A 25,953-nucleotide genomic window follows, 5' to 3' on the forward strand; every position below is an offset into this window, starting at 1 on the left:
GCGTGGGGGCCAGTGCCCACCCCCGCGAAGTTCTCCTTGGCGCCCAGGCTGCCGCAGGTTTCTTGCCTGTCTGCGACCACTACAGTGGTGTCGAAGCACGTATGCGCAAAAGCCTGCAACTGCAGGCCGAGATGATGGAAGAGTTCGGCGCCTGCGTGTTTGACGTGACGCTGGACTGCGAAGACGGCGCACCCGTGGGTGGCGAAGCCGACCATGCGGCCATGGTGGTGGCGCTGGCGGTGCTTGCCGCTGACAAGGCCCGGGTTGCTGTGCGTGTGCACCCTGTGGATCATCCGGCTTTCGAGGCGGACATGTCCCTGATTGCCGGCAAGTTGTCGCGCCAGCTGTGCCACATCATGGTGCCCAAGGTCGAATCGCTGGACGATGTGCTTCGGGCCGAGCAGGCCCTGCTGGCCGCATCGGCTGACAACGTGCCCTTGCATGTGCTGGTGGAGTCGCCGCTGGCCGTGCGCAACGTTTTCGAGATTGCCGCCCATCCGCGTGTGCAGTCCATCAGTTTTGGTCTGATGGATTTTGTTTCCGCCCATGGCGGGGCGATCCCTGCCGACGGCATGAGCGGCAAGGGCCAGTTCACACATCCGCTGGTTGTGCGCGCCAAGCTTGAAATCGCATCGGCCTGCCATGCCTACGGCAAAGTGCCGTCGCACTGCGTGGTCACGGAATTCAAGGACGTGGCCGCGATGGCCGGTGCCGCCCGGCAGGCGGCCCGTGAATTCGGCTACACCCGGATGTGGAGCATTCACCCGAACCAGATCCGACCCATCCTGGAGGCCTTTGCCCCGGATCAGCGCGAGATTGAAAACGCTACAAAAATAATAGCTGCTGCCGCCCGTGCTGATTGGGCGCCCATTAGTTTTGACGGTAGCCTGCACGACCGTGCGAGTTACCGTTTTTTCTGGCAGGTGCTGGAACGCGCCCACCAGACTGGCCGTGTGTTGCCGCCCGAGGCGCGGGGTTACTTTGCCGCTGCCGCCTCCTGATGTATTGATTGATTTGGTCCATTGTTTTCAAGGAAAACCCGTGAAACTTATTCTTGCCTCCGCGATGATTTTTGCCGCGCCCGCCCTGTTGCTGGCGCAGACCGACCAGCCCGCCAAAGCGGCGCCTAAAGCGGCCGTCAAGGCCGCGGCAGCGGACGCCACCCCGGCGCCCAAACCCCGCGCCCCGATCCGTCGCTCTGCCGCCAAAGCAGTGGAAGAAGTGACACCTATCGACGACGATCCCAATGTGACCCTGACGGCAGGTGACCTGGAAATCGCCAAACGGGTATACATGGGCCTGATTCCTTGCGAGTTGGGCGCCGCTGTCACCATCACGGCCAGCGAGAAACGCCCGGGCTTTTTCCTGGTGCAGACCGGGAAAATGCGTTTCCGCATGCACCCGGTGGAAAGCCGGACCGGCGCGATCCGCCTGGAAGACGCCCGTGCCGGCGCCATGTGGCTGCAGTTGGGCAACAAGTCCATGTTGATGAGCCAGAAGCTGGGTCAGCGCCTGGCCGATGAATGTATGAGCCCGGCGCAAGTCACCTTTGCCGATGAACTCAAGCGCAACCCGCGCCCCAGCATCCTGGATGCGCCTGTTGCCGTTCCCGCAGCCGTCAAAGCCGCACCTTGACCGTTTTTTTGAATACAGGAGAAAAAACCCCATGATGTCCGAATTCATCCAGACCTATCGCAACCACGTCGCAGAACGCGCCGCGCTGGGTATTCCACCGCTGCCGCTGTCGGCCAAACAAACCGGCGAAGTGATCGAGTTGCTGAAAAACCCGCCCCAGGGCGAAGAAGCCTTTCTGGTCGAGCTGATCACGCACCGCGTGCCGGCCGGCGTCGATGACGCCGCCAAGGTCAAGGCCAGCTACCTGGCGGCTGTGGCACACGGCACGGAAACATGCGCGCTGATCTCGCGCGAACACGCCACACAACTGCTGGGCACCATGCTGGGCGGCTACAACATCAGCCCCATGATTGCATTGCTCGACGACGCGCAAGCCAGCGTGGCCACACAAGCCGCCGCCGGCCTGAAGAACACCTTGCTGATGTTCGACCAGTTCCATGACGTCAAGGAAAAAGCCGACAAGGGCAACAGCTACGCCAAGGCCGTGCTGCAAAGCTGGGCCGATGCCGAGTGGTTCACCAGCCGCCCTGAAGTGCCCGAGTCCATCAAGCTGACCATCTTCAAGGTGGCTGGCGAGATCAATACCGACGACCTGTCGCCCGCGCCCGACGCCTGGAGCCGCCCCGACATTCCGCTGCACGCCCTGGCCATGCACAAGAATGCACGCCCCGGCGTCACGCCCGAGGAAGACGGCAAACGCGGTCCGATCAAGTTCATCGAAGAACTCAAAGCCAAGGGCAACCTCGTGGCCTACGTCGGCGACGTCGTCGGTACCGGTTCCTCGCGCAAATCCGCCACCAACTCCGTGTTGTGGTTCACCGGCCAGGACATTCCCTTTGTGCCGAACAAGCGTTTTGGCGGCGTCTGCCTGGGCTCGAAAATCGCTCCGATTTTCTACAATACCATGGAAGACTCGGGCGCGCTGCCTATCGAACTCGACGTGAGCCAGATGGCCATGGGCGACGTGATCGAGCTGCGTCCCTACGACGGCAAGGCCTTGAAAGACGGCCAGGTGGTTGCCGAGTTCAAGCTGAAAAGCGAGGTGCTGTTTGACGAAGTGCGCGCCGGTGGCCGTATTCCGCTGATCGTCGGTCGCGGCCTGACCGCCAAGGCGCGCTTCGCGTTGGGCCTGCCGCTGTCGACCCAGTTCCGTTTGCCGCAAGATCCGGTCAACAACGGCCGTGGTTTCACACTGGCGCAAAAAATGGTCGGCCGTGCGGTCGGTCTGCCAGAAGGCCAGGGCGTGCGCCCCGGTACCTATTGCGAACCCAAGATGACGTCTGTCGGCTCGCAGGACACCACCGGCCCGATGACCCGCGACGAGCTGAAAGACCTGGCTTGCCTGGGTTTCAGCGCCGACCTGGTGATGCAGTCCTTCTGCCACACGGCGGCTTATCCCAAGCCTGTGGACGTGAAGATGCACCATGAGTTGCCCGACTTCATGAGTGACCGCGGCGGTATCCCACTGCGTCCGGGCGACGGCATCATCCACAGCTGGCTCAACCGCATGTTGCTGCCTGACACCGTCGGTACCGGCGGCGACAGCCACACGCGTTTCCCCATCGGTATCAGCTTCCCGGCCGGTTCCGGCCTGGTGGCGTTCGGCGCCGCCACCGGCGTCATGCCGCTGGACATGCCGGAGTCGGTGCTGGTGCGTTTCAAGGGCGAGATGCAGCCAGGCATCACCCTGCGTGACCTGGTCAACGCGATTCCGCTGTACGCCATCAAGGCTGGTTTGCTGACCGTCGCCAAGCAGGGCAAGAAAAACATTTTCTCGGGCCGCATTCTCGAAATCGAAGGGCTGCCCGATCTGAAAGTCGAGCAGGCGTTTGAACTGAGCGATGCCTCGGCCGAACGTTCCGCCGGCGGCTGCACGGTGCACCTGAACAAGGAACCCATCATCGAGTACATCACCAGCAACATCACCATGCTGAAGTGGATGATTGCAACCGGTTACTCGGACGTGCGCACCATCAAGCGCCGCATCGCCGCCATGGAAGCCTGGCTGGCCGACCCGCAGCTGCTCAAGGGCGACGCGGATGCGGAATACGCTGCCGTGATCGAGATCGACCTGGCCGACATCCATGAGCCTATCGTGGCCTGCCCGAACGACCCGGACGATGTGAAGACCTTGGCCGACGTGGCTGGCGCGAAGATCGATGAAGTCTTCATCGGCAGCTGCATGACCAACATCGGCCACTTCCGCGCGGCGTCCAAGCTGCTCGAAGGCAAGCGCGACATCCCCGTCAAACTCTGGATGGCGCCGCCGACCAAGATGGATGCCAAACAACTGACCGAAGAAGGCCATTACGGTGTGCTGGGTTCGGCAGGTGCGCGTATGGAAATGCCGGGTTGCAGCCTGTGTATGGGCAACCAGGCACAGGTCAAAGAGGGCGCCACGGTGTTCTCCACTTCGACGCGTAACTTCCCGAACCGTCTGGGCAAAAACTCCAACGTCTACCTGGGTTCCGCCGAACTGGCCGCGATCTGCTCCAAGCTGGGCCGTATCCCGACCAAGGCCGAATACATGGCCGACATGGGCGTGTTGACCGCTGCCAGTGACACCGTGTACCAGTACCTGAACTTTGACCAGGTCAAGGATTACACGGACATGGCGGACACGGTGAAGGACGGCGTGCCGGCTTAATAGAGTTGACGCGCTTCGTGAAAAAGCGGCCTTCGGGCCGCTCTTTTTTATGTCATTCCGGGCTCGACCCGGAATCCATCTTCACTACGCCAAAAACCTCAGCCCGGCAATAGCGCACTGCTATACCTTAACGTCGCAGCTCAGACGCCGCCGATCAACGGCAGGGACGCAAAGTGCGAAGCACTTTGTCGGTCGTTCTGGAGCCGCTTGTTAGATGGCGCAGTGCCTACCTCGGCGTATGAAAGCCAACCCAGCAGGGTGGCAACTACTACTGCTGCAATTCCCTGCCGGAACAACCGACGCGCACTCAATGAACTCGCGCCATCGTCCGATGACGCAGGCGCGATGCCATTCAATGTGATACCGAATAGAACTGCAGTGAAGAATGGCGGGTTAATGCTGTTTCCCAGAAATCTGTGCAGGAGCATGTTGGCCAAAGCAACTACGAAAACTAGCAAGACCCATCCCCAGCCAAAGCGAGGAGCTAACTTGCTGTACGTGACGCGTGCAACAGTAAACAAAATAAATGCGCCGACCAACACTTGAACTAAGGCCCATACAAAATTCATCGCTTTACCTCGATGCTTTCTAACTTCGATATGTCTCGAAAAACTGCAGAAATTTCCGGTGGACTACCGGATAACGTTGCTTGCAGTTTCCAAGCTTCTTCATGAAGGACAAGCGGTTACACCAACGAACTGAAAGGACGTACAGGTATTCTGAATTCCACAAGGTGCCGCCCCATTGAACGCGAGGCCAGAGGACAAGGTTCATCACGCCACCTCCCGCAATTCATACCCCGCAATCAGCAAGTCCGCAGGCAAATCAAGCCCAGCAGACAAGCGCCGAATCATTTCCAGTGACAAGGGGCGCACGCGGTTGAGCACTTCAGCCACGCGGGCGCGTGAGCCGATGTAGGGCTCCAGGTCCTTGCGGGTCAACTGGCGCGCTTCCATCACATGCAGCAGCAGGCTGACAGGGTCCACCTGCGGCACGGTGATGTGTTTCTTTTCGTATTCTTCGACCAGCAGGCTCAGTACTTCCAACTCGTCTGCTTCGGTCGACCTGGGTTTGGCATCCCACACCGCGTCTATGCGTTGCAGCGCCGCGCGGTAGTCGGCTTTGGTACGGATGGGGTGAATGTTCATGATGGCTTTACACCTTAATTTAGACCTTGCTGGCGTCGATCTGGTCGTATTGGCGATGGGTTCCGATGAAGCGGACGTAAGCGATTTGCCGGTTGTAGTGCATCGCCACGATCAGGCGATAGTCGTTGCCCTTGACGTTGAACACCACCCGGTTACCCGGCAGAAAGCTGGCATGGCGGTAAGCCGCCTTCACGTCCGCGGGCGAGGCCCAATGGACGCGGGCGACGATGGCATACCAGGCGCTCAGCGGCTCCAGTGCGTCGGGGTGTTTGACCCAGAAGTCGCGCAGGGTGCCCAAGGCGATGATTCGCATGACTGAACTCTACCATGTTCCCGTTTTGGGAGCAATGAAGGATCAACTGGGTGAGCGGCAGTGCGCCAATGAGAAGAGGCCCTGCAGTTTTCTGACAGAGCAGGGCCTTGCTCTTTTCGAAAGTCGCAGCTCGCTACAAGCCTCCGGCAGCGGGTGGCTGTGCCGCCTGCCGTCGGCGTGACGGTGGGGGGCTTCAGATGCCGCTGCAGTAGCAGGCAATGCCCCATGCCAGCTGTCGTTCAGAGGCCGACCGGCGCTCGAATTGAAGACTCAATAGTGCCTCCAGCCCATATCCGGTGGACGCAAGCAGCTATTTAATTGGTAGCGAACAAGCCGCCCTCAGGCTGGCGCCATCAAGGCCTGCAGGGCTTGCCGGGTGAAGTCATCAGCCGGGAAAAACGTTTCCATGGCCAGCTCCTGCAGGGTGACATCCACCGGTGTGCCGAAGATGGTGGTGGTGCTGATGAAGCTGAGCACGCCTGTCGGCGTCGTGAACTTGAAAGGCATGACCACACCCGCGTGTTCGCCTTCCAGGTGTTGGTGGCTGCCTTCGGGCACCGGGTAGGCGCGTAATTCTTCCAGTAAATCGACGAGTACCGGGTCGGCCGTCGCCGTGATCTGCTGGCGCAGGCGCTCGAACAGGTGGGCCCGCCACTGCACCAGGTTGGCGATGTTCGGGGCCAGTCCCAGCGGGTGCAGGCTCAGACGCAACACATTGACCGTGCCTTGCCGCAGCGACGCATCGGCGCCGGCCATCAGCAGCGGCACCATGCGATTCGCCGCGACCAGGTTCCAGTGCCGGTCAATCGCCAGCGCGGGGTAGGGCTCGTGGCTTTGGAGTATCAGTTCGACCGCCTGCCGCGCGGCGTCCAGGGCCGGATCGTCCAGCGGGCGTTCACGGTACATGGGCGCGTAACCGGCGGCCACCAGCAAGGTGTTGCGCTCGCGCAGCGGGATGTCCAGGCGCTCGGACAGGCGCAGCACCATCTCGCGGCTGGGGCTGGCCCGGCCGGTTTCGACAAAACTCAGGTGCCGGGTCGAGATGTCGGCTTCGCTGGCCAGGTCCAGCTGGCTCAGGCGCCGGTGCTGGCGCCAATGGCGCAGGTGTTCGCCAAAGGCTTGCGGGCTGGTACGCGAAGGCCGGGCAGGGGTGTGAGGGCTGGTCAACATGGCGCCATCGTAAGCCAGGCCGGCCGCCGCGCCATTACCTCCCAGGTTATCGACGGGCTGCAGCGGTGAGGCAATGATGGCTGCCATGGATTGCGGGTCTAGCCCGCCATGACAAGGCTGTCATCCCGGGCCTGACCCGGGATCCATGCACCGATGAACCAACCCAGGAGTTTCACCATGTCGATTTTTGCTTCCCCCCGTTTTCTGTGTCGTATCTTGTGGCTGGACGCTGCCACCGGTGTGGCCACCGGCGCGCTGCAACTGCTGCTGCCCGGCTTTCTGGCCGGTTTGCTGGGCCTGCCAGAAGGTTTGCTGGTGGCTTCGGGCTGGTTGCTGTTGGTTTATGTGGCGGGCATCAGCTTTATCGCCACGCGGCAGTTTGTACACGCCGAGCTGGTCTGGGTCTTGATTGCGGCCAACCTGTTGTGGGTGCTGGGCTGCCTGGCACTGCTTTTTGGCGGGCTGGTGACGCCGACCTTGCTGGGCCAGGTGTTTATCGCTGTTCAGGCCGTGGCCGTGGGCTTGCTGGCTGAGCTGCAATGGTTTGGCCTGCGTAAAACCGCTGTGCAACACGCCTGGTGAGTGCCAGCAGGCAGGGCCAAGCCTGCGCGGACTGCCCCTGCGGGAGGACTTTCTTGTATGCTGTGGAGTGTGGCGATCACGCGAGGTGTTCGCCCACTCCCTTCCCCTTAGAAAGTCTTTTTCATGACACGCGTTTTCAATTTCAGCGCCGGCCCGGCCACCCTTCCTGAACCCGTTCTGCGCCAGGCGGCCGCAGAAATGCTGGACTGGAACGGTTCCGGCATGTCGGTGATGGAAATGAGCCACCGCGGCAAGGAGTTCATCTCCATCTGCACCCAGGCGGAAGCGGACTTTCGCGAGCTGCTGGCCATTCCGGCCAACTACAAGGTGTTGTTTCTGCAAGGCGGCGGTTTGGGGCAAAACGCCTGCATCCCGATGAACCTCTTGCGCGGCCATGCCAGCGCGGACTTCATCAACACCGGTGAGTGGATGAAAAAATCCATCAAGGAAGCCAAAAATTATTGCCAGGTCAATGTGGCCGCCAGCGCCGAAGCCACGGGTTTCACCAGCGTGCCCAAGTTCGACACCTGGAAGCTGGACCCGAACGCGGCTTATGTGCATATCTGCTCCAACGAAACCATAGGCGGTGTCGAGTACCACTGGACGCCGGACACCGGCGCCGTGCCGCTGGTGGCCGACATGTCGTCCAACATCCTGTCGCGGCCCATCGATGTCAGCCGTTACGGCCTGATTTATGCGGGTGCGCAGAAAAACATAGGCGGCGCGGGCCTGACCTTGGTGATCGTGCGCGAAGACCTGATCGGCCATGCCATGCAACACACACCGTTTGTGTTTGACTACAAACAGCAGGCCGACAACGACTCGATGTACAACACGCCGCCGACCTACGCGATTTACATCGCCGGCCTGGTGTTCAAACACATCAAAGCGCTGGGTGGCCTGAAAGCCATGGAAGCCCACAACCGCCACAAGGCTGCGCTGCTGTATGACTACCTGGATGCGACCTCGTTTTACAGCAACCCGGTGGCGCCCGAAGACCGTTCGCTGATGAACGTGCCTTTCAAGCTCAAGGACGAATCGCTGGACGAGGCTTTCCTCAAAGGTGCGCAGGCACGCGGCATGGTGCAGCTCAAGGGCCACCGCTCGGTCGGCGGCATGCGGGCCTCGATTTACAACGCGATGCCGGTCGAAGGCGTGCAGGCCTTGGTGGCCTACATGAAGGAGTTTGAGGCCAGCCATGCCTGAGGGCCTGCCGGCGCGGCGCTTCGAGATTCTGGTCTTGAACCAGATTTCAGCCAATGGCCTGAAGCGCCTGCCGGCAGAGCGTTACAGCGTCGGCAAAGACTTTTCTCGGCCTGACGCCGTGTTGCTGCGTTCGGCCGACATGCACGGCATGACGGTCCCCGACAGTGTGCAGGCCATCGCCCGCGCCGGTGCCGGCACCAACAACATCCCGGTCCCCGCCATGAGTGCGCGCGGCGTGCCGGTGTTTAATGCGCCGGGTGCCAACGCCAACGCCGTCAAGGAGTTGGTGCTGACCGGCATGTTGCTGGCGGCGCGCAATATCGCGCCGGCGCTGCGTTTTGTCGGCAGCCTGGACAGCAGCCGATCCGACATGGACAAGCTCGTGGAAGAGGGCAAGAAAAACTTTGCCGGTTTTGAGCTGGCCGGCCACACCCTGGGCATTGTGGGCCTGGGCAAGGTTGGTTGCCTGGTGGCCGATGCGGCCATCAAGCTGGGCATGCAGGTGCTGGGTTACGACCCCGACATCACGGTGGACGCGGCCTGGAGCTTGCCGGCCCAGGTCAAAAAAGCCGGCAGCGTGGCCGAGGTGCTGAAAAACGCGCACTTTGTCACCCTGCATGTGCCGCTGGTGCAGGCCACGCGTGACCTGGTGCATGTCGACAACCTCAAACTCATGGGCCAGGGCGCGGTGTTGCTGAATTTCTCGCGCGAAGGGGTGGTCAGCGAAAGCGCGGTGCTGGCCGCCCTGGATGCAAAACAGCTGGGCTGGTATGTCTGCGACTTTCCTTCCGCGGCCCTGAACCACCACGAGCGCGTGATTGCACTGCCGCACCTGGGTGCGTCCACCCGCGAAGCCGAAGAAAACTGCGCCATCATGGTGGCCGACCAGTTGCGCGACTACCTGGAACACGGCAACGTGATCAATGCCGTCAACTTTCCCGCGGTGGTCATGGCGCGCGAATCCGCCTTTCGCGTGGCGATTGCCAATGCCAATGTGCCGAATATGCTGGGGCAAATTTCCACCGCCATGGCCCAGGCCGGCCTGAACATCCACACCATGGTCAACAAGTCGCGCGGCGACATGGCTTACACGCTGGTTGATGTGGACAGCCCGGTCTCGGGGGTGGTGCTGGACCAGCTCCGTGCCATCAGCGGCGTGTTGGGTGTGCGTTATCTGCCTGATCCGGATCACCAGGCGCTGCGGCCCGCAGCTTAAGCCCTGTCCTTGCGATGAGAAACCTGACAGCGTGACAATAGTGTCAAAACCACAAGACTAGGAGTTCACCATGGCCCACGAGTTCGCCTCCACCCTGAAGACCTTCAAGACCGCTTCCGGCAAGACCGGCAAGTTTTATTCGCTGCCCGCGCTGGCCAAACAGTTTCCCAAAATCTCGCGCCTGCCGGTGTCCATGCGTATCGTGCTGGAGTCCGTGCTGCGTAACTGCGACGGCAAAAAAGTCAGCGCCGAACATGTCAAGCAACTGGCCAACTGGTTTCCCAACGCCGACCGCACCGAAGAAATCCCTTTCGTGGTCTCGCGTGTGGTCTTGCAGGATTTCACCGGCGTGCCACTGCTGGCCGACCTGGCCGCGATGCGCGCCGTCGCCGTGAAGCTGGGCAAAGACCCCAAACGTATCGAGCCGCTGGTGCCGGTGGACCTGGTGGTGGACCACTCCATCATGGTGGACTACTACGGCAAGAAAAACTCGCTGGACCTGAACATGAAGCTGGAGTTCCAGCGCAACCGTGAGCGTTACGAGTTCATGAAGTGGGGCATGCAGGCCTTTGACACCTTTGGTGTGGTGCCACCGGGCTTTGGCATCGTGCACCAGGTCAACCTCGAATACCTGGCGCGTGGTGTGCACAAGGGCGATGACGGCGTGTATTACCCCGACACCCTGGTCGGCACCGACAGCCACACCACCATGATCAACGGCATCGGTGTGGTTGGCTGGGGCGTGGGCGGCATCGAGGCCGAGGCTGCCATGCTGGGCCAGCCGGTGTATATGCTGACGCCCGATGTGGTCGGTTTTGAGCTGACCGGGCGTTTGCGTGAGGGTGTCACCGCCACCGACCTGGTCTTGCGCGTGACGGAAGCCCTGCGCAAGGAAAAAGTCGTCGGCAAGTTTGTCGAGTTTTTTGGCGAAGGCACACGCACGCTGGCGTTGCCGGACCGCGCGACGATTGCCAACATGGCGCCCGAATACGGCGCAACCATGGGTTTTTTCCCGGTCGATGAAAAAACGATTGAATATTTCACCGGCACCGGCCGCACCAAAGCTGAGATCGAGGCCTTTGAAGCCTACTTCCGTGCGCAAGGCCTGTTTGGTGTATCCAAGGCCGGCGAGATTGATTTTTCGCAAGTGGTCAAGCTGGACCTGGGCGATGTGACGCCCAGCCTGGCCGGCCCCAAACGTCCGCAGGACCGCATCGAGCTGGGTCAGGTGGCCAGCCAGTTCGCGTCCTTGTTCAGCAAACCGAACGCTGAAAACGGCTTCAACCAGCCGGCCGCCATGTTGGCCACGCGGCATCTGCTCAGGCATGTCGACCATGGCCGCGTGGACACCGTGCCGGGTGCGCCGCCCACACCCTCGGGCGCGCCGCGCTCGGTGGTCGAGATGGAAAGCAACCGCCCCACGCTGGCCACGGCGCAGGCCAACGTGTTGCCCCCGCCGTCCAAGTCAGCCGGCATCAGCATCGGCAATGGTGATGTGCTGATCGCGGCGATCACGAGTTGCACCAACACCTCGAATCCCAGCGTCTTGCTGGCGGCTGGTTTGCTGGCCAAAAAAGCGGTCGAAGCAGGCCTGAAAGTGCAGCCGCACATCAAGACCTCGCTGGCGCCCGGCTCACGCATCGTGACCGAGTACCTGACCAAAACCGGTTTGTTGCCCTACCTGGAAAAACTCGGCTTCGCGGTGGCCGGTTACGGCTGCACCACCTGCATCGGCAATGCCGGCGACCTGACGCCAGAGATCAACGAAGCCATCAATAAAAGCGATCTTGTCTGTGCCGCTGTGTTGTCGGGCAACCGCAACTTTGAAGCACGTATCCACCCCAACCTGAAAGCCAACTTCCTGGCCAGCCCGCCGCTGGTGGTGGCGTATGCGATTGCCGGCACGGTGATGCGCGACCTGATGACCGAACCGGTGGGCAAGGGCAAGGGTGGCAAGGATGTCTACCTCGGCGACATCTGGCCGACCAGCGACGAGATCTACAAACTGATGAAGTTCGCCATGAACGGCAAGGCCTTCCGCGAGAACTACGCCAAGGTCAAGTCCGAGCCCGGCAAACTCTGGGAAAACATCAAGGGTGTGACCGGCACCGCTTACACCTGGCCCAAAAGCACCTACATCGCCGAGCCGCCTTTCTTTAAGGACTTTACTATGGAAACCATAGCTGATCGCCCCCGTCAGACGGCGGCTGCAGGTCAAAACGAGTCGGTAACTGTGAACGGTGCGCGTATCATGGCGCTGTTTGGCGACTCGATCACCACCGACCATATTTCGCCGGCAGGTTCGATCAAGGCCAGCTCACCGGCCGGCCAGTGGCTGCTGGCCCATGGTGTGTTGAACACCGACTTCAACAGCTATGGCGCGCGCCGCGGCAACCACGAGGTGATGATGCGCGGCACCTTTGCCAATGTGCGTATCAAAAACCTGATGATTCCGGCCGGCTCCGACGGTTCACGCGAGGAGGGCGGCGTCACCTTGTACCAGCCCGGCGGCGAGAAGATGTTTATCTATGACGCAGCCATGCAATACATGGCCAACGGCATGCCCACCGTGATTTTTGCGGGTGAAGAATACGGCACCGGTTCCTCGCGCGACTGGGCCGCCAAGGGAACGCAGTTGCTGGGCATCAAGGCCGTGGTGGCCAAAAGTTTTGAACGTATCCACCGCAGCAACCTGGTCGGCATGGGGGTGTTGCCGCTGCAGTTCAAGGCCGGCGACTCCTGGCAAACGCTGGGGCTGACCGGCAAGGAAGTGATCGATGTCTTGCCCGATCCCGACCTCAAACCGCAAAGTGAAGCCACCCTGGTGATCACCCGCGCCGACGGCACGCAACAAAAGCTGCAGCTGATTCTGCGTATCGACACCCCGATCGAGGTGGACTACTACCGCCACGGCGGCATCCTGCCTTTTGTGTTGCGGCAGCTGCTGGCTGCTTAAGTGAGCACCGGACTTATTTTCACAGAGCCGCCCCCAGGAAAATTCGCCCCCGTGGGGCAGCGTGAACTACATGCCGTGAATGCGCGTGGGGGCCTTTCCTCATGACCCACCAAGCCTTGATCGCCGGCGGCGGCATTGGCGGGCTGGCGGCTGCGCTGGCCTGCGCGCGCGCCGGCTGGCATGTGCGCCTGTACGAACGTGCACCGGTTTTCAGCGAGGTGGGCGCCGGCATCCAGATCGGACCCAATGTGGTCAAGGTCTTGCACGACTGGGGCCTGGCCGACGCACTGGCCGCCGTCGCCGCTTTTCCCAAGCAGCTCGAAGTACGCAGTGCGGTCTCGGGCAAGACCTTGGGGCTGCTGCGCCTGGGCGAGGTGATACGCCAGCGGTATGGTGCGCCTTATGCCACCGTGCACAGAGCTGACCTGCATGGCCTGTTGCTGGCGGCTGTGCAACAAGCCGGTGTGACGCTGCGGCTGAATTGCACACTGAACCGCTTCACACAAAGTGCCGAAGCCGTGACGGTGCAGGGCCCCGAAGGCCCGGCGCTGGAGGGTGACGTGCTGGTGGGCGCCGATGGTTTGTGGAGCCCGGTACGGCAATGGCTGCTGGGCGACGGGCCGCCGCGCAGCACCGGCCACCTGGCCTACCGCGCGCTGGTCCGGCAGACCGATTTGCCTGAAGCTTTACGTTCCAGCCAGATCACCGCCTGGCTGGGTCCACGCTTGCATGTGGTGCAGTACCCGGTGCGCGGTGGTGACTGGCTCAACGTGGTCGGCATTGTGCAGGGCGAGGCGCCCGGCGCGCTGGACGATTGGGACCATGGCACCGACGCAGCCGGCCTGCGCGCGGCGCTGGCCGGGACTTGTGTGCCGCTGCAAGACCTGGTGCAGGCCGTCCCCGACTGGCGGCTCTGGGTGCTGTGTGACCGCCCGCCCTTGCAGGGCGCCTGGCAGCATGCCTTGGGCCGCGTCGCTTTGCTGGGCGATGCCGCGCACCCGATGCGTCCCTACCTGGCGCAAGGCGCGGGCATGGCGATCGAGGACGCCGCAGAACTCGGGCGCATGCTGGCCCAGGCACTGGACCCGGCGCTGGATGTGCCGACCATGCTGAACCGCTACGCGCTGAACCGCTGGCAACGCAACGCACAGGTGCAGCAGCGGGCCATCCGCAATGGGCAAATCTTCCATGCCTGCGGCCTGATGCGTTGGGGGCGGGACGCATCGATGAAGCTGCTGGGGGAACGTTTGCTGGACGTGCCGTGGTTGTATGGCGGGCAATGAGTTGCTACTGAATTTGTAGCTGCTTGCGACCGTGGAACAAGGGCTGCAGCCTCTTTTCTTGTAAATTCTTGGGCATTTCAGGTCCTGCTGGTGGCTTGGTTGCGCGAATCCATTGGTGAAATGTGCTTCTGCCCCTTATTTGACGGGCATGAGAAGCTATTGAATTGATAGCGCGTTGAATCGCCCATTCACCCGGTTTGTCATCCCGGACTTGATCCGGGATCCATGTTCACTGACTGTTTACGTTGTTCAGGGTGCGGTAGCTTGCCTGCAAGCCGGGGTTGCCCGGCGGCAACTCACTTTTCTTTTGCGTCGCCAAAAGAAAAGTAAGCAAAAGAAAAGGCGACCCTGCTGTCTGCGTCCCTACGCTTCGCTGCGGGCAGCCTCCGGTGCTCGGTCCAGCCGGGGTCGAGCTCGAACTCGCTACGCTCAGACAATCGCTCGCCCTGATCCGGCTGGCCCTGTGCTCCTCGGCGCAGCCAGAAGGGGGTGGGAAGCGGGAACGGATGCGGGGAGACGAGGACGCGCTTTGCGCGTCCTCGTCGGTCCTTCCAAAGAGACCGTCATTCATCTACCCCAGTGCAGCACACATGGTTAAATGAAGTCCCCCTCCATCGCCCAGCGGGGCGAGGGCAGGGGTTAGGGGTGGGAGTGGGGAGTCCGTCCTACTGTCCAGAACAACCCACAGGTGCAGCGCGATGCTGGGATGTCAAACCCCAGCCCGAACGGAGACATACGGTCGCTATGAATTCAGTAACTGATTACGCCCTATAGACGGTGGCTACAGCCTGATTTCTCTTACAAATCTGTGCGCAGCTTCCAGATCTCCGGAAACAACACCACATCCAGCATCTTGCGCAAATAACTCACGCCGCCGGTGCCGCCGGTGCCGCGCTTGAAGCCGATCACACGTTCCACCGTGGTCACGTGGCGAAAACGCCAGAGCCGGAAGGTGTCTTCCAGGTCGGTCAGTTCTTCGCCAAGCTGGTACAGGTCCCAGTATTTTTTCGGGTCGCGGTAGACGAGCAGCCAGGCTTGTTCGACCGCGTCGCTTTCCACATAACCCTGTGTCCAGTCGCGCTGGGTGTGGCTGGCCGGTACGGCCAGGCCGCGCCTGGCCAGCAGGCGCAGGGCTTCGTCGTAGAGTGAAGGTGCTTCAAACGCGGCCTGCACCTGCGCCAGCAAATCAGGCCGGTGTGCGTGCGGCTTGAGCATGGCGGCATTTTTGTTGCCCAGCGCAAACTCGATGCAGCGGTATTGCGCACTCTGGAAACCGCTGGAGTTGGCGAGGTAAGGGCGGATGGCGCTGTATTCGGGCGGTGTCATGGTGGCCAGCACATCCCAGGCGTGTACCAGTTGCTCCATGATTTTGCTGACACGTGCCAGCATCTTGAACGCAGCGCCAAGTTCGTCCTTGGCCACATTGTCAATCGCCGCGCGCAACTCGTGCAGCATCAGTTTCATCCACAACTCGCTGGTCTGGTGCTGGATGATAAACAGCATCTCGTCGTGCGCGGGCGAGAGCGGTTTTTGCGCACCCAGAATGGCGTCGAGTTGCAGGTAGTCGCCGTAACTCATGTCGCGGCTGAAGTCGAGTTGGGCTTTTTCGTCGCGGACGATGTCTGCCGGTCGCTGTGTGTTCATGGATGTTCTCCAACCGGAAAGGAAAGGCCCCGGTATCGAGCCGGGGAGGGGCCGCGGAACCGGCTTTGCCGGGCCGCAGGCGCAGTGGCCCCCTCGGGGGGCAGGGAGCACACGCAGTGGACGACCGTGGGGGCCATGTGTTCAGGTTACCGCCTGTTTCTGGTTGAATTCGGGACGCTGCCATTCAGCGGTTTCCAGCACCTGTTTCAGATGTTCCACCGCCTGCCAGACATCTTCAAAACCGATGTAAAGCGGCGTGAAGCCGAAACGCAGGATGTCCGGGTGCGCCGCGCCGTCACCGGCTCGGAAGTCACCAATCACGCCGCGTGCGATCAGCGCCTGCACGATGGCGTAGGCGCCTTCGCTACGCGAGAGACAAACCTGTGAGCCGCGCTGTGCATGTTCGCGCGGCGTGGCCAGGCCCAGGCCCTGGCCGGCGCAGCGTTCCTCCACCAGCGTGATAAACAGATCGGTCAGCGCCAGCGACTTGGCGCGCAGGGCGGGCATGCCGCCCAGGGCTTCGGCGGCGCCGAACACGTCGAGCCCACATTCCAGCGCAGCCAGGCTGAGGATGGGCTGGGTGCCACACAGGTAACGGGTGATGCCCGGTGCCGGACGGTAATCGCTGGTGAACTCAAACGGTGCGGCATGGCCCCACCAGCCTGACAAGGGCTGCTGGAAGCGGTCGGCATGGCGTGGATGGACCCAGACAAAGGCTGGCGCGCCTGGCCCGCCATTGAGGTATTTGTAGCCGCAGCCGACTGCAAAGTCGGCCTGCGCAGCTTGCAGCTTGACCGGCACGGCGCCGGCGCTGTGCGCCAGGTCCCAGACCGCCAGGCAACCGGCTGCGTGGGCGGCAGCCGTCAGCGCCGCCATATCGTGCATGGCGCCGGTGCGGTAGTTCACCTGGGTGAGCATCAGCACCGCGGCGTCGTCGTTCAGGGCGGCCAGGATCTCGCCGGCCTCGACCAGTTGCAGGCGATAACCACGCTCGCGGCACAAGCCTTCGGCGATGTAGAGGTCGGTCGGAAAGTTGCTGCGTTCGCTGATGATGACTTTTTTATCCGGTGCATCTTCTGCGGCGATGTTGAGCGCGGCGCTGAGCACCTTGTAGAGGTTGACCGAGGTGCTGTCGGTGGCCACCACCTCGCCCGGGTTGGCGCCCACCAGCCGGGCGATCTTGTCGCCCAGGCGTTGCGGCAGATGGAACCAGCCGGCGCTGTTCCAGGAACGGATCAACTCCTGGCCCCATTCCTGGGTGATGACCTCGGCGACGCGGGCCGCCGCGCTTTTAGGCAACACGCCCAGCGAGTTGCCATCGAGGTAAATCACGCCCTCGGGCAATACAAAGTGTTCGCGCAGCGGGCGCAGGGGATCGCGGGCATCAAGCGTGCGGCAGTCGTTCAGGGTGGTCATAGTTCTCTCAAAATGGCGCCAGCATCGGGCAGTTCGCGCAGGATGGCGCGAACGGGCGAGGCATCGGCCTGGGTTAGTTTCAGTGGCAGGGCGATCAGTTCGTAGTCACCGGCCGGCACCTCGTCGAGCACCAGGTTTTCCAGCACACGCAAATCGTGTTGCAGCAGCAGGTGGTGGCTGGGCAGGTCCTGGCTGGTGGCGGGGTCCACGCTGGGTGTGTCGATGCCGACAAGCGCTATGTTTTTGCTAGCTAGCAGCGCAAGAGTGGCGGGGGCTATGGCCGTAAAAGAAGCCCAAGACTGGCTGGCCACGGCGGCGGTGCGCAGCAACACGCGCGGCGGCAAATTTTCCAGCGCGTGCGCGATGTGTTGCGGCTCCACCAGCGGCCCGCAGTCCAGGCAATGGATCACGCGGCAGGGGCCCAGATAAGGCAACAAGTCCACGGCACCAATCGCCGCTTCACCGTTGGCGTAATGCATGGGCGCGTCGGCATGGGCGCCGGTGTGCGGCGAGAAAGTGAGGGTATTCACATTCACCGGGCAGCCGGGCGACAGCGCAAAGTGCAGCTTTTGCGAATACGCCGCGTCACCCGGAAACACGGCCGCCTGCTCGTCGACGGCGGGCGAGATGTCCCAGATTTTTCGGTTCAAAGTAGGCATGCTTTTAAGTTATCACTATCAAAAAACCATGGTGTCGGTTATTTCCAACAGCGACTGAAATAGATCCTCGCCAGCGCAAAGCCAGGACGGGCTGTACAGTCGGTGGCTGACGCCGGAGACAGGCGTTTTCAGCATCAACAACCATTTCGAGGAACAGCATGAATTCGAGCGGCAAAGGCAAAGTGGCATTGGTAACGGGCGCGGGTACAGGCATAGGCAAAGCGGTGGCCCTGGCGCTGCTGCGCGAGGACTACAGCGTGGTGCTGGTCGGCCGGCGTGCCGAACCTTTGAACGAGGTGGTCCAGGCGTCGGGCGCCGGCAGCCGGGCGCTGGCCGTGCCCTGTGATGTCAGCCAGCCTGAGGCGGTGCGCGCAGCCTTTGACCAGGCCCAGCAGGTGTTTGGGCGGCTGGACTTGTTGTTCAACAACGCCGGTGTGGGTGCGCCGCCGGTGCCCATGGAGGAGCTGACCTTCGAGCAATGGCAAAACGTCGTCAACATCAACCTGACCGGCTCCTTTTTGTGCGCACAGCAGGCGATCCGGCTGATGAAGGCTCAGTCACCGCAAGGCGGCCGCATCATCAACAACGGCTCGATTTCGGCCCACGCGCCGCGTCCCAACTCGGCGCCTTACACCGCCACCAAACACGCCATCACGGGGCTGACCAAGTCGATCTCGCTGGATTGCCGCAAGTACGACATCGCCTGCGGCCAGATCGACATCGGCAACGCCCAGACCGAACTGGCAGCACGTATGGCCACAGGGGTGCCGCAGGCCAATGGCGAGATTGCGATTGAACCGCTGATGGATGTGAACCATGTTGCTGATTCAGTGGTGCACATGGCGGCCTTGCCGCTGTCCACCAACGTGCAGTTCATGACCATCATGGCGACGAAGATGCCGTTTGTGGGACGGGGTTGATGGTTGTCGCGCACCCCGCTGGAGGGTGCGCGCAGCCTAAGGGCTGTTGCCAGGTTCAATAAGCCGCGCTGGGCCCCGCCGCCGGCGCGGTGCTGGACGATTTGAAGTCAGCCGCCAGACGCCGGACGGCGTTGGCATACATCAGAACATCCACCCCTGTGGCTACAAAGGTGCAGCCCAGGGCCAGGTAACGCCGCGCCAGCGCCGGGTCTGAGGTGAGTGTGCCTGCGGCCTTGCCGGAGGCGATGATGGTTGTCATGGCCTGTTCGATGGCGGCCTGCACCTCCGGGTGGCCGGGTTTGCCGCGGTGGCCCATGGACGCGGCCAGGTCAGCCGGGCCTATGAAAACACCGTCCACGCCGTCCACGGCGCAGATGGCTTCCAGGTTGTTCAATGCGGTCACGGTTTCGACCTGCACCAGCAGGCAGACCTCGTCGTCGGCCTTGTCCAGGTAGTCGGTACGTGCGCTCCAGCGCGATGCGCGGCCCACGGCGCTGCCGACGCCGCGAATGCCCAGGGGCGGGTAACGGGTGGCGCTGACCAGGGCGCGGGCTTGTTCGGCGGTGTCGACCATGGGCACCAACAGGTTTTGCGCGCCTATGTCGAGCAATTGTTTGATCAGCGGCACGTCGCCGGCCACGGCACGCACCACGGGTTGCGAGCGGTAGGGGGCGACGGCCTGAAGGGCCGCGAGTGTGCTGCGCAAATCGTTGGGCGCATGTTCGCCGTCGATCAGCAGCCAGTCGAAGCCGGCGGTGGCGCTGACCTCGGCCAGATAGGGATCGGCCATGGACAGCCACAAGCCGATTTGGGGCTGCTGGGCGGCGAGGGCGGTTTTGAAGGGGTTGTTGGCAGACATGACGGAAGTGTTTGATTAAAAAAGTGGCGGTGCGGACTCAGCCCGTCACCAGATGATGGGCGGGCAAGCTGCCGGTAGCCAGGTAGTCCACGATGTTGCGGGCCGTGATGTTGGCCACTTGCAGTGCCGCGTTGCAGGTGACGCCTGCGACATGCGGCGTGAGTAACACATTGGGCAGTGCCAGCAGCGGGTGGCCCGCGGACAGGGGCTCGGTGTCAAACGTGTCCAGCCCGGCGCCCTCCAGATGACCGGAGCGCAAGGCCTGCAGCAGCGCCGCTTCGTCCACGACGGGGCCGCGTGCCGTATTGATGAGCAGGCTGCCGCGCCGCATGCGTGCCAGTTCGCGCTCGCCGATCAGGCCGCGGGTGCGTTCGGTCAGTGGGCAGTGCAGGCTCAGGATGTCGATCTGTGCCAGAAAACGGTCCAAGTCGGGTTCCGTGGCATGGCTGTCCGCCTGCCCATGGGGGCGCAGTACCAGCACCCGGGCGCCCAGCGCGGCAGCGAGGCGCGCGGTGCTGCGACCTATGCTGCCGTAACCCACGATGCCGACCACGGCGCCGCGGAAATCACGCCCTTGCCAGGTGCTGTCGGCCCAGCGGCCGCCGCGCACCATGGCATCGAGCAAGGTCAACTGCCGTGTGAGTGCGAGCATGAGCGCCAGCGCGTGTTCGGCCACGGCATCGGCATTGGCTGCGGGCGCCACGGCGACGGCGACACCGCGCTGGCGCGCCGCAACCAGGTCCACGCTGTCCACACCCGCCCCATTCTTGGCGACGATCTTCAAGGCCGGGGCGGCCGCCAGAACACGCGCCGAAATCGGTTTGGAGCCACGCAACACCACGGCCTGCGCGCCTGTGGCTACCAGCTGTGCTGCCAGCACGTCTTCGGTGATGGGCTCGGGCAGAAAGGTGATCTGTCCACCGGCGTTGCGCACGATGTCTTGCGCAGAGGGCGCCCAGTGGGGCGCGGTGACGAGAACCTGGAAGGGGATGGTCATGGGGTCAGTCAATGCGGATGCCGCCGGCGAGAATGACCTTGCCATAACGGTTCCATTCGTCCTGGGTAAAACGGGCCAGATCTTGCGGTGTGCCGGGCTGGGTCCGAACGCCCAGGTTGCTGAACTTCTCCAGAACGTCGGGTTGTTTGAGCACGCTCACCAGCGATGTATTCAGACGGGCAACCACCTCTTTGGGGGTCTTGGCTGGCGCGTACAACGCATACCAGGCATTGACTTCAAACCCGGGGTAACCCGCCTCCGAAAAGGTGGGGACGCCCTGCAACTCGGGCAGGCGGGAGGAGGCTGCGACGGCCAAGGCCCGGACCTTGCCCCCCTTGATCAAGGGTGTGGCGCTGGTCAATGTATCAAGGATCATGTCGAGCCGGCCGCCCATCAGGTCCATGGTGTGGGCACTGCCGCCCTTGTAGGGAACATGGTTGATCTGGATATGCGCGTTTTGCTTGAACAGCTCGGCCGCCAGGTGCAGCGGGGAGCCGTTGCCCGCGGAGCCATAGTTCAGCGCATTCGGCTGACGTTTGGCAGCTTCGACCAGCGAGCGCAGGTCGGTGTAGGGCGAGTCTTTGGCGACGATCAGCACCATGGGCACCACACCGATGATGCCCACGGGGGTGAAGTCGGCGATGGCGTCATAACCTGGCTTGGCATAGAGGTGAGGACTGACCGCGTGGCTCGCCAGCGAGCCCAGCACCAGCGTGTAGCCGTCGGGCGCCGCTTTGGCTGCTGCCGCGGTACCGATGGTGGTGCCGGCACCGGGACGGTTGTCGACGATGACCGGCTGCTTCAGGTTCTCGCCCATCTTCAGCCCCACCAGACGCGCCACGGCGTCGTTGGCGCCGCCGGCGGGGTAGGGCACCAGCAGGGTCAGCGGCTTGTTGGGATAGTCGTTTTGTGCGTAGGCCGCAGGGCTCAGTCCGCAGGTGGCAGCAACGGCAAGCAGCAGCAGGTGGCGGGTGGCCCGCCGAATGGTAGGTAGAAAGGGTTGCATGGTCGTTGTCTCCTTATATCGTTCAAATGATCGGGAATCTTTTCAAGGGCATTTCAGGCTGATTGCCTGGGCCAGCCCTGGGGCCACTTGCCAGGGGCGGCTCAGTCGAGCAGTCCCTGGCAGAGATACTTGGTGTGCAGGTAATCGTCCAGACCGTGTGTGGAGCCTTCGCGGCCGTAGCCGGACTCCTTCACGCCGCCAAAAGGCGCGGCCTCGGCGGCCAGCGCGCCTTCATTGATGCCGACGATGCCGCTCTCCAGCGCCTCGGCCACACGCCAGACGCGGCGCAAGTCGTTGCTATAGAAGTAAGCGGCCAGGCCGAAGGGGGTGTCGTTGGCGGCAGCGATGACTTCGGCTTCGTCCGTGAAACGTGTGAGCGGCGCCACGGGGCCGAAGGTTTCCTCGCCGGCACAAGCCATGGTGGCGTCGGCGTTCAAAAGCACGGTGGGGGCGTAGTAGGTAGCACCCAGCTCGGGCAGGCGCCGGCCGCCCGTGAGCACGGTGGCCCCCTTGGCCAGCGCGTCCTGCACGTGGCGCTCTATTTTTTCCACGGCGCGTGTATTGATCATGGGGCCGATCTGCGAGGCGGCATCGCTGGCCGGGCCCACCTTCAGGGCGGCCACGCGCGCGGCGAGTTTGGCGGCAAAGGCATCGTGCACGCTGGTATGCACAAACACGCGGTTGGGGCACACGCAGGTCTGGCCGCCGTTGCGGAACTTGGCGGCCATCAGGCCGTCCACGGCCGCGTCCACGTCAGCGTCCTCGAACACGATGAAAGGCGCATTGCCGCCCAGCTCAAGCGAGAGTTTTTTCAGCGTGCCTGCGCTGCGGCGCGCCAGGTGTTTGCCCACGGGCGTGGAGCCCGTGAAGGTGATCTTGCGCACGCGTGTATCGTCCAGCCACACATCCACCACCTCGGGCGTTTTCTCGCGCGAGGCGGTGACGATGTTGAGCACGCCCGGCGGCACGCCGGCCTCGTGCGCCAGCAGCACCAGGGCCAGCGAGGTCAGCGGTGTGTCTTCGGCCGGTTTGCAGACCACGGTGCAGCCGGCGGCCAGCGCCGGCGCGATCTTGCGTGCGATCATCGCGGCGGGAAAGTTCCAGGGGGTGATGGCAGCGACCACGCCCACGGGCTCCTTCAGCGCGAACATGCGCCGGCCCGGCACGGGCGCGGGAATGAGCTCGCCGTTCATGCGTGTCGCCTCTTCGGCAAACCATTCGATGTAGCTGGCGGCATAGCTCACTTCGCCCTTGCCCTCGGCCAGGGGCTTGCCCTGTTCGCGCGAGATCAGTTTGCCCAGGTCGTCCTGGTGGGCCAGCACCAGGTCGTTCCAGCGTTTGAGGATGGCTGCGCGTTGTTTGGCCGGTACCTTGCGCCAGGCGGGGAAGGCAGCGTGCGCGGCATCCAGGGCGGCCAGCGCCTCGGTTGCGCCCGAATCCGGCACCTGGGTGATGACCTCGCCGGTGGCCGGGTCGGTCACGGCCAGCATGGTGCCGCTAGCAGGCAACCACTGGCCGGCGATGAAGTTGGCGCTGCGCTGCAGGTCGGGGCGGGTGAGTGTCAGTGGCATAAAATTTGAATGAAATGGGGCGCTAGCCCTTATGGAATGAGCGTCAATAGCTATTTTTTTGATAGCTACTCTTAACTGACGATGCCCAGGTGCCAGGGCACGAATTCGTGGTCGCCCAGGCCCAGCGCCTCGCTCTTGGTGGGCTCGCCTGACGCATGGCGCAGGATTTGTTCGAAAATCTGCTGGCCCATCTGCGGCACGTCCAGGTCGCCATCGAGGATGGCGCCGCAGTTGATGTCCATGTCTTCTTCCAGGCGTTTGAACATGGGCGTGTTGCTGGCCAGCTTGATGGTGGGTGCGGGCTTGGAGCCAAACATCGAGCCGCGGCCCGTGGTGAAGCAGATCAGGTTGGCGCCGCTGGCGATCTGGCCCGTCGAGGCCACTGGGTCGTAACCGGGTGAGTCCATGAACACAAAGCCGTTGCGGTCGATCGGCTCGGCGTATTCGTAGACCGCCTGCAGCGGCGTGGTGCCGCCTTTCATGGCCGAACCCAGTGATTTTTCGAAAATGTTGGCCAGGCCCCCGGCCTGGTTGCCGTGCCCGACCACGCCGTTGAACTGGGCGTTCTGGCCTGCCGTGTATGTTTCCCACCAGGCCAGCCGGTCCAGCAGCTTCTGACCCACTTCGGGGCTGACCGCCCGGCGCGTCAACATGTATTCCACGCCGTGAATCTCGGGCGTCTCCGACAGGATGGCCGTGCCGCCGTGGCGCACCAGGATGTCCATGGCCGCGCCGAGCGCCGGATTGGCCGTGATGCCCGAAAAACCATCCGAGCCGCCGCACTCCAGGCCAATCTTCAAATGACTGGCCGGCACCGCCCGGCGCCGGGCTGTATTTGCTTCGGGCAACATCTCATAAACGGCGGCAATGCCGGCTTCAATCGTGGCACGGGTGCCGCCTATCTCCTGCATCACCATGGTGCGCATGAGCTTGCTGGTCGCCAGGCCTTGCGACTCCACCAGCGATGACACCTGGTTGCGCTCGCAGCCCAGGCCAACAATCAGCACGCCAGCCAGATTCGGGTGGCGCGCGTAGCCGGCCAGCGTGCGGCGCAGCACGTCGAAATGTTCGCTGGGCGACGACATGCCGCAGCCGCTGGTTTGCGCGAACGCGGCCACGCCGTCCACATGCGGAAAGGCCGCCAGCCGCTCGGGCGTGAAGTGGGCCGCAATGTTCTTGATGACGGTGGCCGAGCAATTGACTGACGACAAAATGCCGATGAAGTTGCGCGTGCCCACGCGGCCATCGGGGCGCAGATAACCCATGAAGGTGGCGCGTTCGGCTTCTGGTACATAGTCCACCGGCCGCACGTCCTGGCCAAAAGCCGGGTCACGTTCAAAATCCACCAGTTTCATGTTGTGCGCATGCACGTAGTCGCCTGGTTCGATGTTTCGCGCGGCCATGCCAATCACCGTGTCGTACTTCAGGATGCGTTCACCCTCGGCAATGGGTCGCGCCGCGATCTTGTGGCCGGCCGGCACTTGTGCGCGGGCGCGTGCGCCTATCTCCGGCAATTCCTGTCCGAGCGACAGTGCGGTTTTGGCCACCAGCACGTTGTCGTTGGCGTGCAGGCGTATGAGTGGACTGATGGTGCTTGGGGTCATGGTGTGGGCCGGGCAGATCGCGCGCGATCAGCTTTTCATCAGTTCCTTGAGCTTGAGCCTGTCGATCAGGACGGTCTCTTTCTGGTAGATACCGGCCACATATTTTTCATAGTCGGGGCCATCCAGGTAGAGCACAGGCGCGTCAATTTTGTCGGCCACTTGTTTGAACTCGGGACTGGCCACAGCGATGCGAAACGCGTCGCGCAGCTTTTTGGCGATGGCCGGGTCCAGGCCTTTCGGCGCGCCAATGCCATTGGGCGCATCAACCACAACGTTGTAGCCCAGCTCCTTGAGCGTGGGCGCATCCTTGAAGCGGGCGGTGCGGCGCTCGCCCCAGGTCGCGAGCAGCTTGAGCTTGCCGGCTTCGACGTGTGGCGCCCAGGAGCTGGAATCGGCCAACAGGTCCACATGACCGCCCAACACGGCTTGCAGGGCTTCGGCACCACCCTTGTAAGGCACATGGTTGAACTGTATGCCTGCGGCCAGCGCAAACTCTTCCATGCCCACGTGGGTGGCGCCGCCTATGCCCGCATGGGCGTAGGTCAGCTTGCCGGGGTTGGCCTTGGCAAAGGCCACGACGTCCTGCAGCGACTTGAAACGTGACTCCGCCGGGGTGGCAATCCCGAAGGTCTGGCCCGACGTGCGCGCCAGGTAGGTCAAGTCCTTCAGCGGGTCCAGTTGCAGCGTGCCGAGTTGCGAAAAACGTGTGACGGAAATGGGGATCTGGCCAATGGTGTAACCATCGGGTTTGGCAGAAGCCATGGCCTTGGTGCCAATCATGCCGGAGGCACCGACCTTGTTTTCAAGCGCAATGGCCTGGCCCAGCACGCGCGACGCCACCTGGCACAAGGCGCGCATCGACTGGTCGGCCGTGCCGCCGGCAGGCCAGGGGCAGATGAAGGTGATGGGACGCTCGGGATAAGCTTGGGCCAACGCGCGCAGGGGAGTCAGTAGGGCGGCCGCAGCGGCACCGGCAGTAGCGATGAGCAGGCTGCGGCGCTTGCCGCTGGCTGGGAAATTCGACGTGGGCATGTTGTCTCCGCGGGGTGGATTGATGGCTTGTGCGCCGATTGTTGCCAGCTTCTTCATAACAATCCATTCGAATAATGGAATTGCTTCAT

The 25,953-nt window shown here is 62.7% G+C and carries 23 protein-coding genes; 10 read left to right on the forward strand and 13 right to left on the reverse strand.

From position 1 onward, the window contains the following. Positions 1–2 precede the first annotated feature (2 nt). Genes R6254_RS14505 through R6254_RS14515 form a run of 3 tightly spaced genes read left to right on the forward strand, consistent with a single transcriptional unit; the run spans position 3 to position 4,282 of the window. Entirely contained in the window at positions 3–1,001 is a 999-nt protein-coding gene (locus R6254_RS14505; RefSeq protein WP_318407808.1) for an HpcH/HpaI aldolase/citrate lyase family protein, read from the forward strand. A gap of 40 nt (positions 1,002–1,041) precedes the next feature. After that, entirely contained in the window at positions 1,042–1,635 is a 594-nt protein-coding gene (locus R6254_RS14510; RefSeq protein WP_318407810.1) for a hypothetical protein, read from the forward strand. A gap of 31 nt (positions 1,636–1,666) precedes the next feature. Continuing rightward, positions 1,667–4,282, forward strand: a complete 2,616-nt coding sequence (locus R6254_RS14515) for a bifunctional aconitate hydratase 2/2-methylisocitrate dehydratase (RefSeq protein WP_318407812.1) — start codon at positions 1,667–1,669, stop codon at positions 4,280–4,282. A 140-nt stretch (positions 4,283–4,422) separates the two neighbouring features. Here the strand turns inward: R6254_RS14515 and R6254_RS14520 are convergent, their stop codons facing one another. From R6254_RS14520 to R6254_RS14530, 3 genes are all read right to left on the reverse strand, one after another. Continuing rightward, positions 4,423–4,851 carry a hypothetical protein gene (locus R6254_RS14520; protein ID WP_318407814.1) on the reverse strand — a complete coding sequence of 143 codons (429 nt, stop codon included), beginning with the start codon at positions 4,849–4,851 and terminating at the stop codon, positions 4,423–4,425. Positions 4,852–5,055: 204 nt separating this feature from the next. Continuing rightward, positions 5,056–5,430 (reverse strand): helix-turn-helix domain-containing protein, encoded by a 375-nt coding sequence (locus R6254_RS14525; RefSeq protein WP_318407815.1) that lies wholly within the window; start codon positions 5,428–5,430, stop codon positions 5,056–5,058. A 19-nt stretch (positions 5,431–5,449) separates the two neighbouring features. Beyond that, a complete protein-coding gene (locus R6254_RS14530; RefSeq protein ID WP_318407817.1) occupies positions 5,450–5,743 on the reverse strand; it encodes a type II toxin-antitoxin system HigB family toxin in 294 nt (97 codons plus the stop codon). Between R6254_RS14530 and R6254_RS14535 the strand changes: the two genes are divergently transcribed. Continuing rightward, positions 5,742–5,924 (forward strand): hypothetical protein, encoded by a 183-nt coding sequence (locus tag R6254_RS14535; RefSeq protein ID WP_318407819.1) that lies wholly within the window; start codon positions 5,742–5,744, stop codon positions 5,922–5,924. The two genes, R6254_RS14530 and R6254_RS14535, sit on opposite strands and share 2 nt — an antisense overlap. 158 nt (positions 5,925–6,082) lie before the next feature. Here R6254_RS14535 and R6254_RS14540 read toward each other — a convergent pair whose 3' ends face one another. Next, the gene (locus tag R6254_RS14540) at positions 6,083–6,913 is read right to left on the reverse strand and encodes a helix-turn-helix domain-containing protein (protein ID WP_318407889.1); all 831 of its coding nucleotides are present in this window, start codon (positions 6,911–6,913) and stop codon (positions 6,083–6,085) included. A 177-nt stretch (positions 6,914–7,090) separates the two neighbouring features. On the opposite strand from R6254_RS14540, the gene R6254_RS14545 reads away from it, so the two are divergent. From R6254_RS14545 to R6254_RS14565, 5 genes are all read left to right on the forward strand, one after another. Further along, complete coding sequence (locus tag R6254_RS14545) at positions 7,091–7,495, forward strand: hypothetical protein (RefSeq protein WP_318407820.1); 405 nt, start codon at positions 7,091–7,093, stop codon at positions 7,493–7,495. Positions 7,496–7,618: 123 nt separating this feature from the next. Further along, positions 7,619–8,701: a 3-phosphoserine/phosphohydroxythreonine transaminase gene (serC, locus tag R6254_RS14550; RefSeq protein WP_318407821.1), complete on the forward strand. Its 1,083-nt coding sequence runs from the start codon at positions 7,619–7,621 to the stop codon at positions 8,699–8,701. Then, the gene (locus R6254_RS14555; protein ID WP_318407823.1) at positions 8,694–9,917 is read left to right on the forward strand and encodes a phosphoglycerate dehydrogenase; all 1,224 of its coding nucleotides are present in this window, start codon (positions 8,694–8,696) and stop codon (positions 9,915–9,917) included. Before serC ends, R6254_RS14555 begins: the two co-directional genes overlap by 8 nt. A gap of 70 nt (positions 9,918–9,987) precedes the next feature. Further along, a complete protein-coding gene (locus R6254_RS14560; protein WP_318407825.1) occupies positions 9,988–12,873 on the forward strand; it encodes an aconitate hydratase in 2,886 nt (961 codons plus the stop codon). Between the two features lie 101 nt (positions 12,874–12,974). Then, complete coding sequence (locus R6254_RS14565; RefSeq protein ID WP_318407826.1) at positions 12,975–14,156, forward strand: FAD-dependent monooxygenase; 1,182 nt, start codon at positions 12,975–12,977, stop codon at positions 14,154–14,156. 798 nt (positions 14,157–14,954) lie between these two features. On the opposite strand, the gene kynA is transcribed toward R6254_RS14565, so the two are convergent. The 3 genes from kynA to kynB all read right to left on the reverse strand — a co-directional run bounded on the left by kynA (position 14,955) and on the right by kynB (position 17,875). After that, positions 14,955–15,800, reverse strand: coding sequence for a tryptophan 2,3-dioxygenase (kynA, locus tag R6254_RS14570; protein ID WP_318407827.1), 846 nt, complete (start codon positions 15,798–15,800; stop codon positions 14,955–14,957). Between the two features lie 141 nt (positions 15,801–15,941). After that, positions 15,942–17,216, reverse strand: a complete 1,275-nt coding sequence (gene kynU, locus R6254_RS14575) for a kynureninase (protein WP_318407828.1) — start codon at positions 17,214–17,216, stop codon at positions 15,942–15,944. Continuing rightward, a complete protein-coding gene (gene kynB / locus R6254_RS14580) occupies positions 17,213–17,875 on the reverse strand; it encodes an arylformamidase (protein ID WP_318407830.1) in 663 nt (220 codons plus the stop codon). The genes kynU and kynB overlap by 4 nt, the downstream gene beginning before the upstream one ends. A gap of 158 nt (positions 17,876–18,033) precedes the next feature. On the opposite strand from kynB, the gene R6254_RS14585 reads away from it, so the two are divergent. After that, entirely contained in the window at positions 18,034–18,795 is a 762-nt protein-coding gene (locus R6254_RS14585; RefSeq protein WP_318407831.1) for an SDR family oxidoreductase, read from the forward strand. Between the two features lie 55 nt (positions 18,796–18,850). On the opposite strand, the gene hpaI is transcribed toward R6254_RS14585, so the two are convergent. From hpaI to R6254_RS14615, 6 genes are all read right to left on the reverse strand, one after another. Next, positions 18,851–19,654, reverse strand: coding sequence for a 4-hydroxy-2-oxoheptanedioate aldolase (gene hpaI, locus R6254_RS14590; protein ID WP_318407832.1), 804 nt, complete (start codon positions 19,652–19,654; stop codon positions 18,851–18,853). Positions 19,655–19,691: 37 nt separating this feature from the next. Beyond that, positions 19,692–20,651, reverse strand: a complete 960-nt coding sequence (locus tag R6254_RS14595) for an NAD(P)-dependent oxidoreductase (RefSeq protein WP_318407833.1) — start codon at positions 20,649–20,651, stop codon at positions 19,692–19,694. 4 nt (positions 20,652–20,655) lie between these two features. Next, on the reverse strand, positions 20,656–21,657 hold the full coding sequence (locus R6254_RS14600) for a Bug family tripartite tricarboxylate transporter substrate binding protein (RefSeq protein WP_318407834.1): 1,002 nt from the start codon (positions 21,655–21,657) through the stop codon (positions 20,656–20,658). Between the two features lie 101 nt (positions 21,658–21,758). Further along, complete coding sequence (locus R6254_RS14605) at positions 21,759–23,228, reverse strand: NAD-dependent succinate-semialdehyde dehydrogenase (RefSeq protein ID WP_318407836.1); 1,470 nt, start codon at positions 23,226–23,228, stop codon at positions 21,759–21,761. 71 nt (positions 23,229–23,299) lie between these two features. Continuing rightward, positions 23,300–24,832, reverse strand: a complete 1,533-nt coding sequence (locus R6254_RS14610) for a UxaA family hydrolase (RefSeq protein ID WP_318407837.1) — start codon at positions 24,830–24,832, stop codon at positions 23,300–23,302. Between the two features lie 27 nt (positions 24,833–24,859). Further along, entirely contained in the window at positions 24,860–25,864 is a 1,005-nt protein-coding gene (locus R6254_RS14615; protein WP_318407838.1) for a tripartite tricarboxylate transporter substrate binding protein, read from the reverse strand. Positions 25,865–25,953 lie beyond the last annotated feature (89 nt).

Source organism: Polaromonas potterensis (assembly GCF_033446725.1).
Classification (GTDB): domain Bacteria; phylum Pseudomonadota; class Gammaproteobacteria; order Burkholderiales; family Burkholderiaceae_C; genus Polaromonas.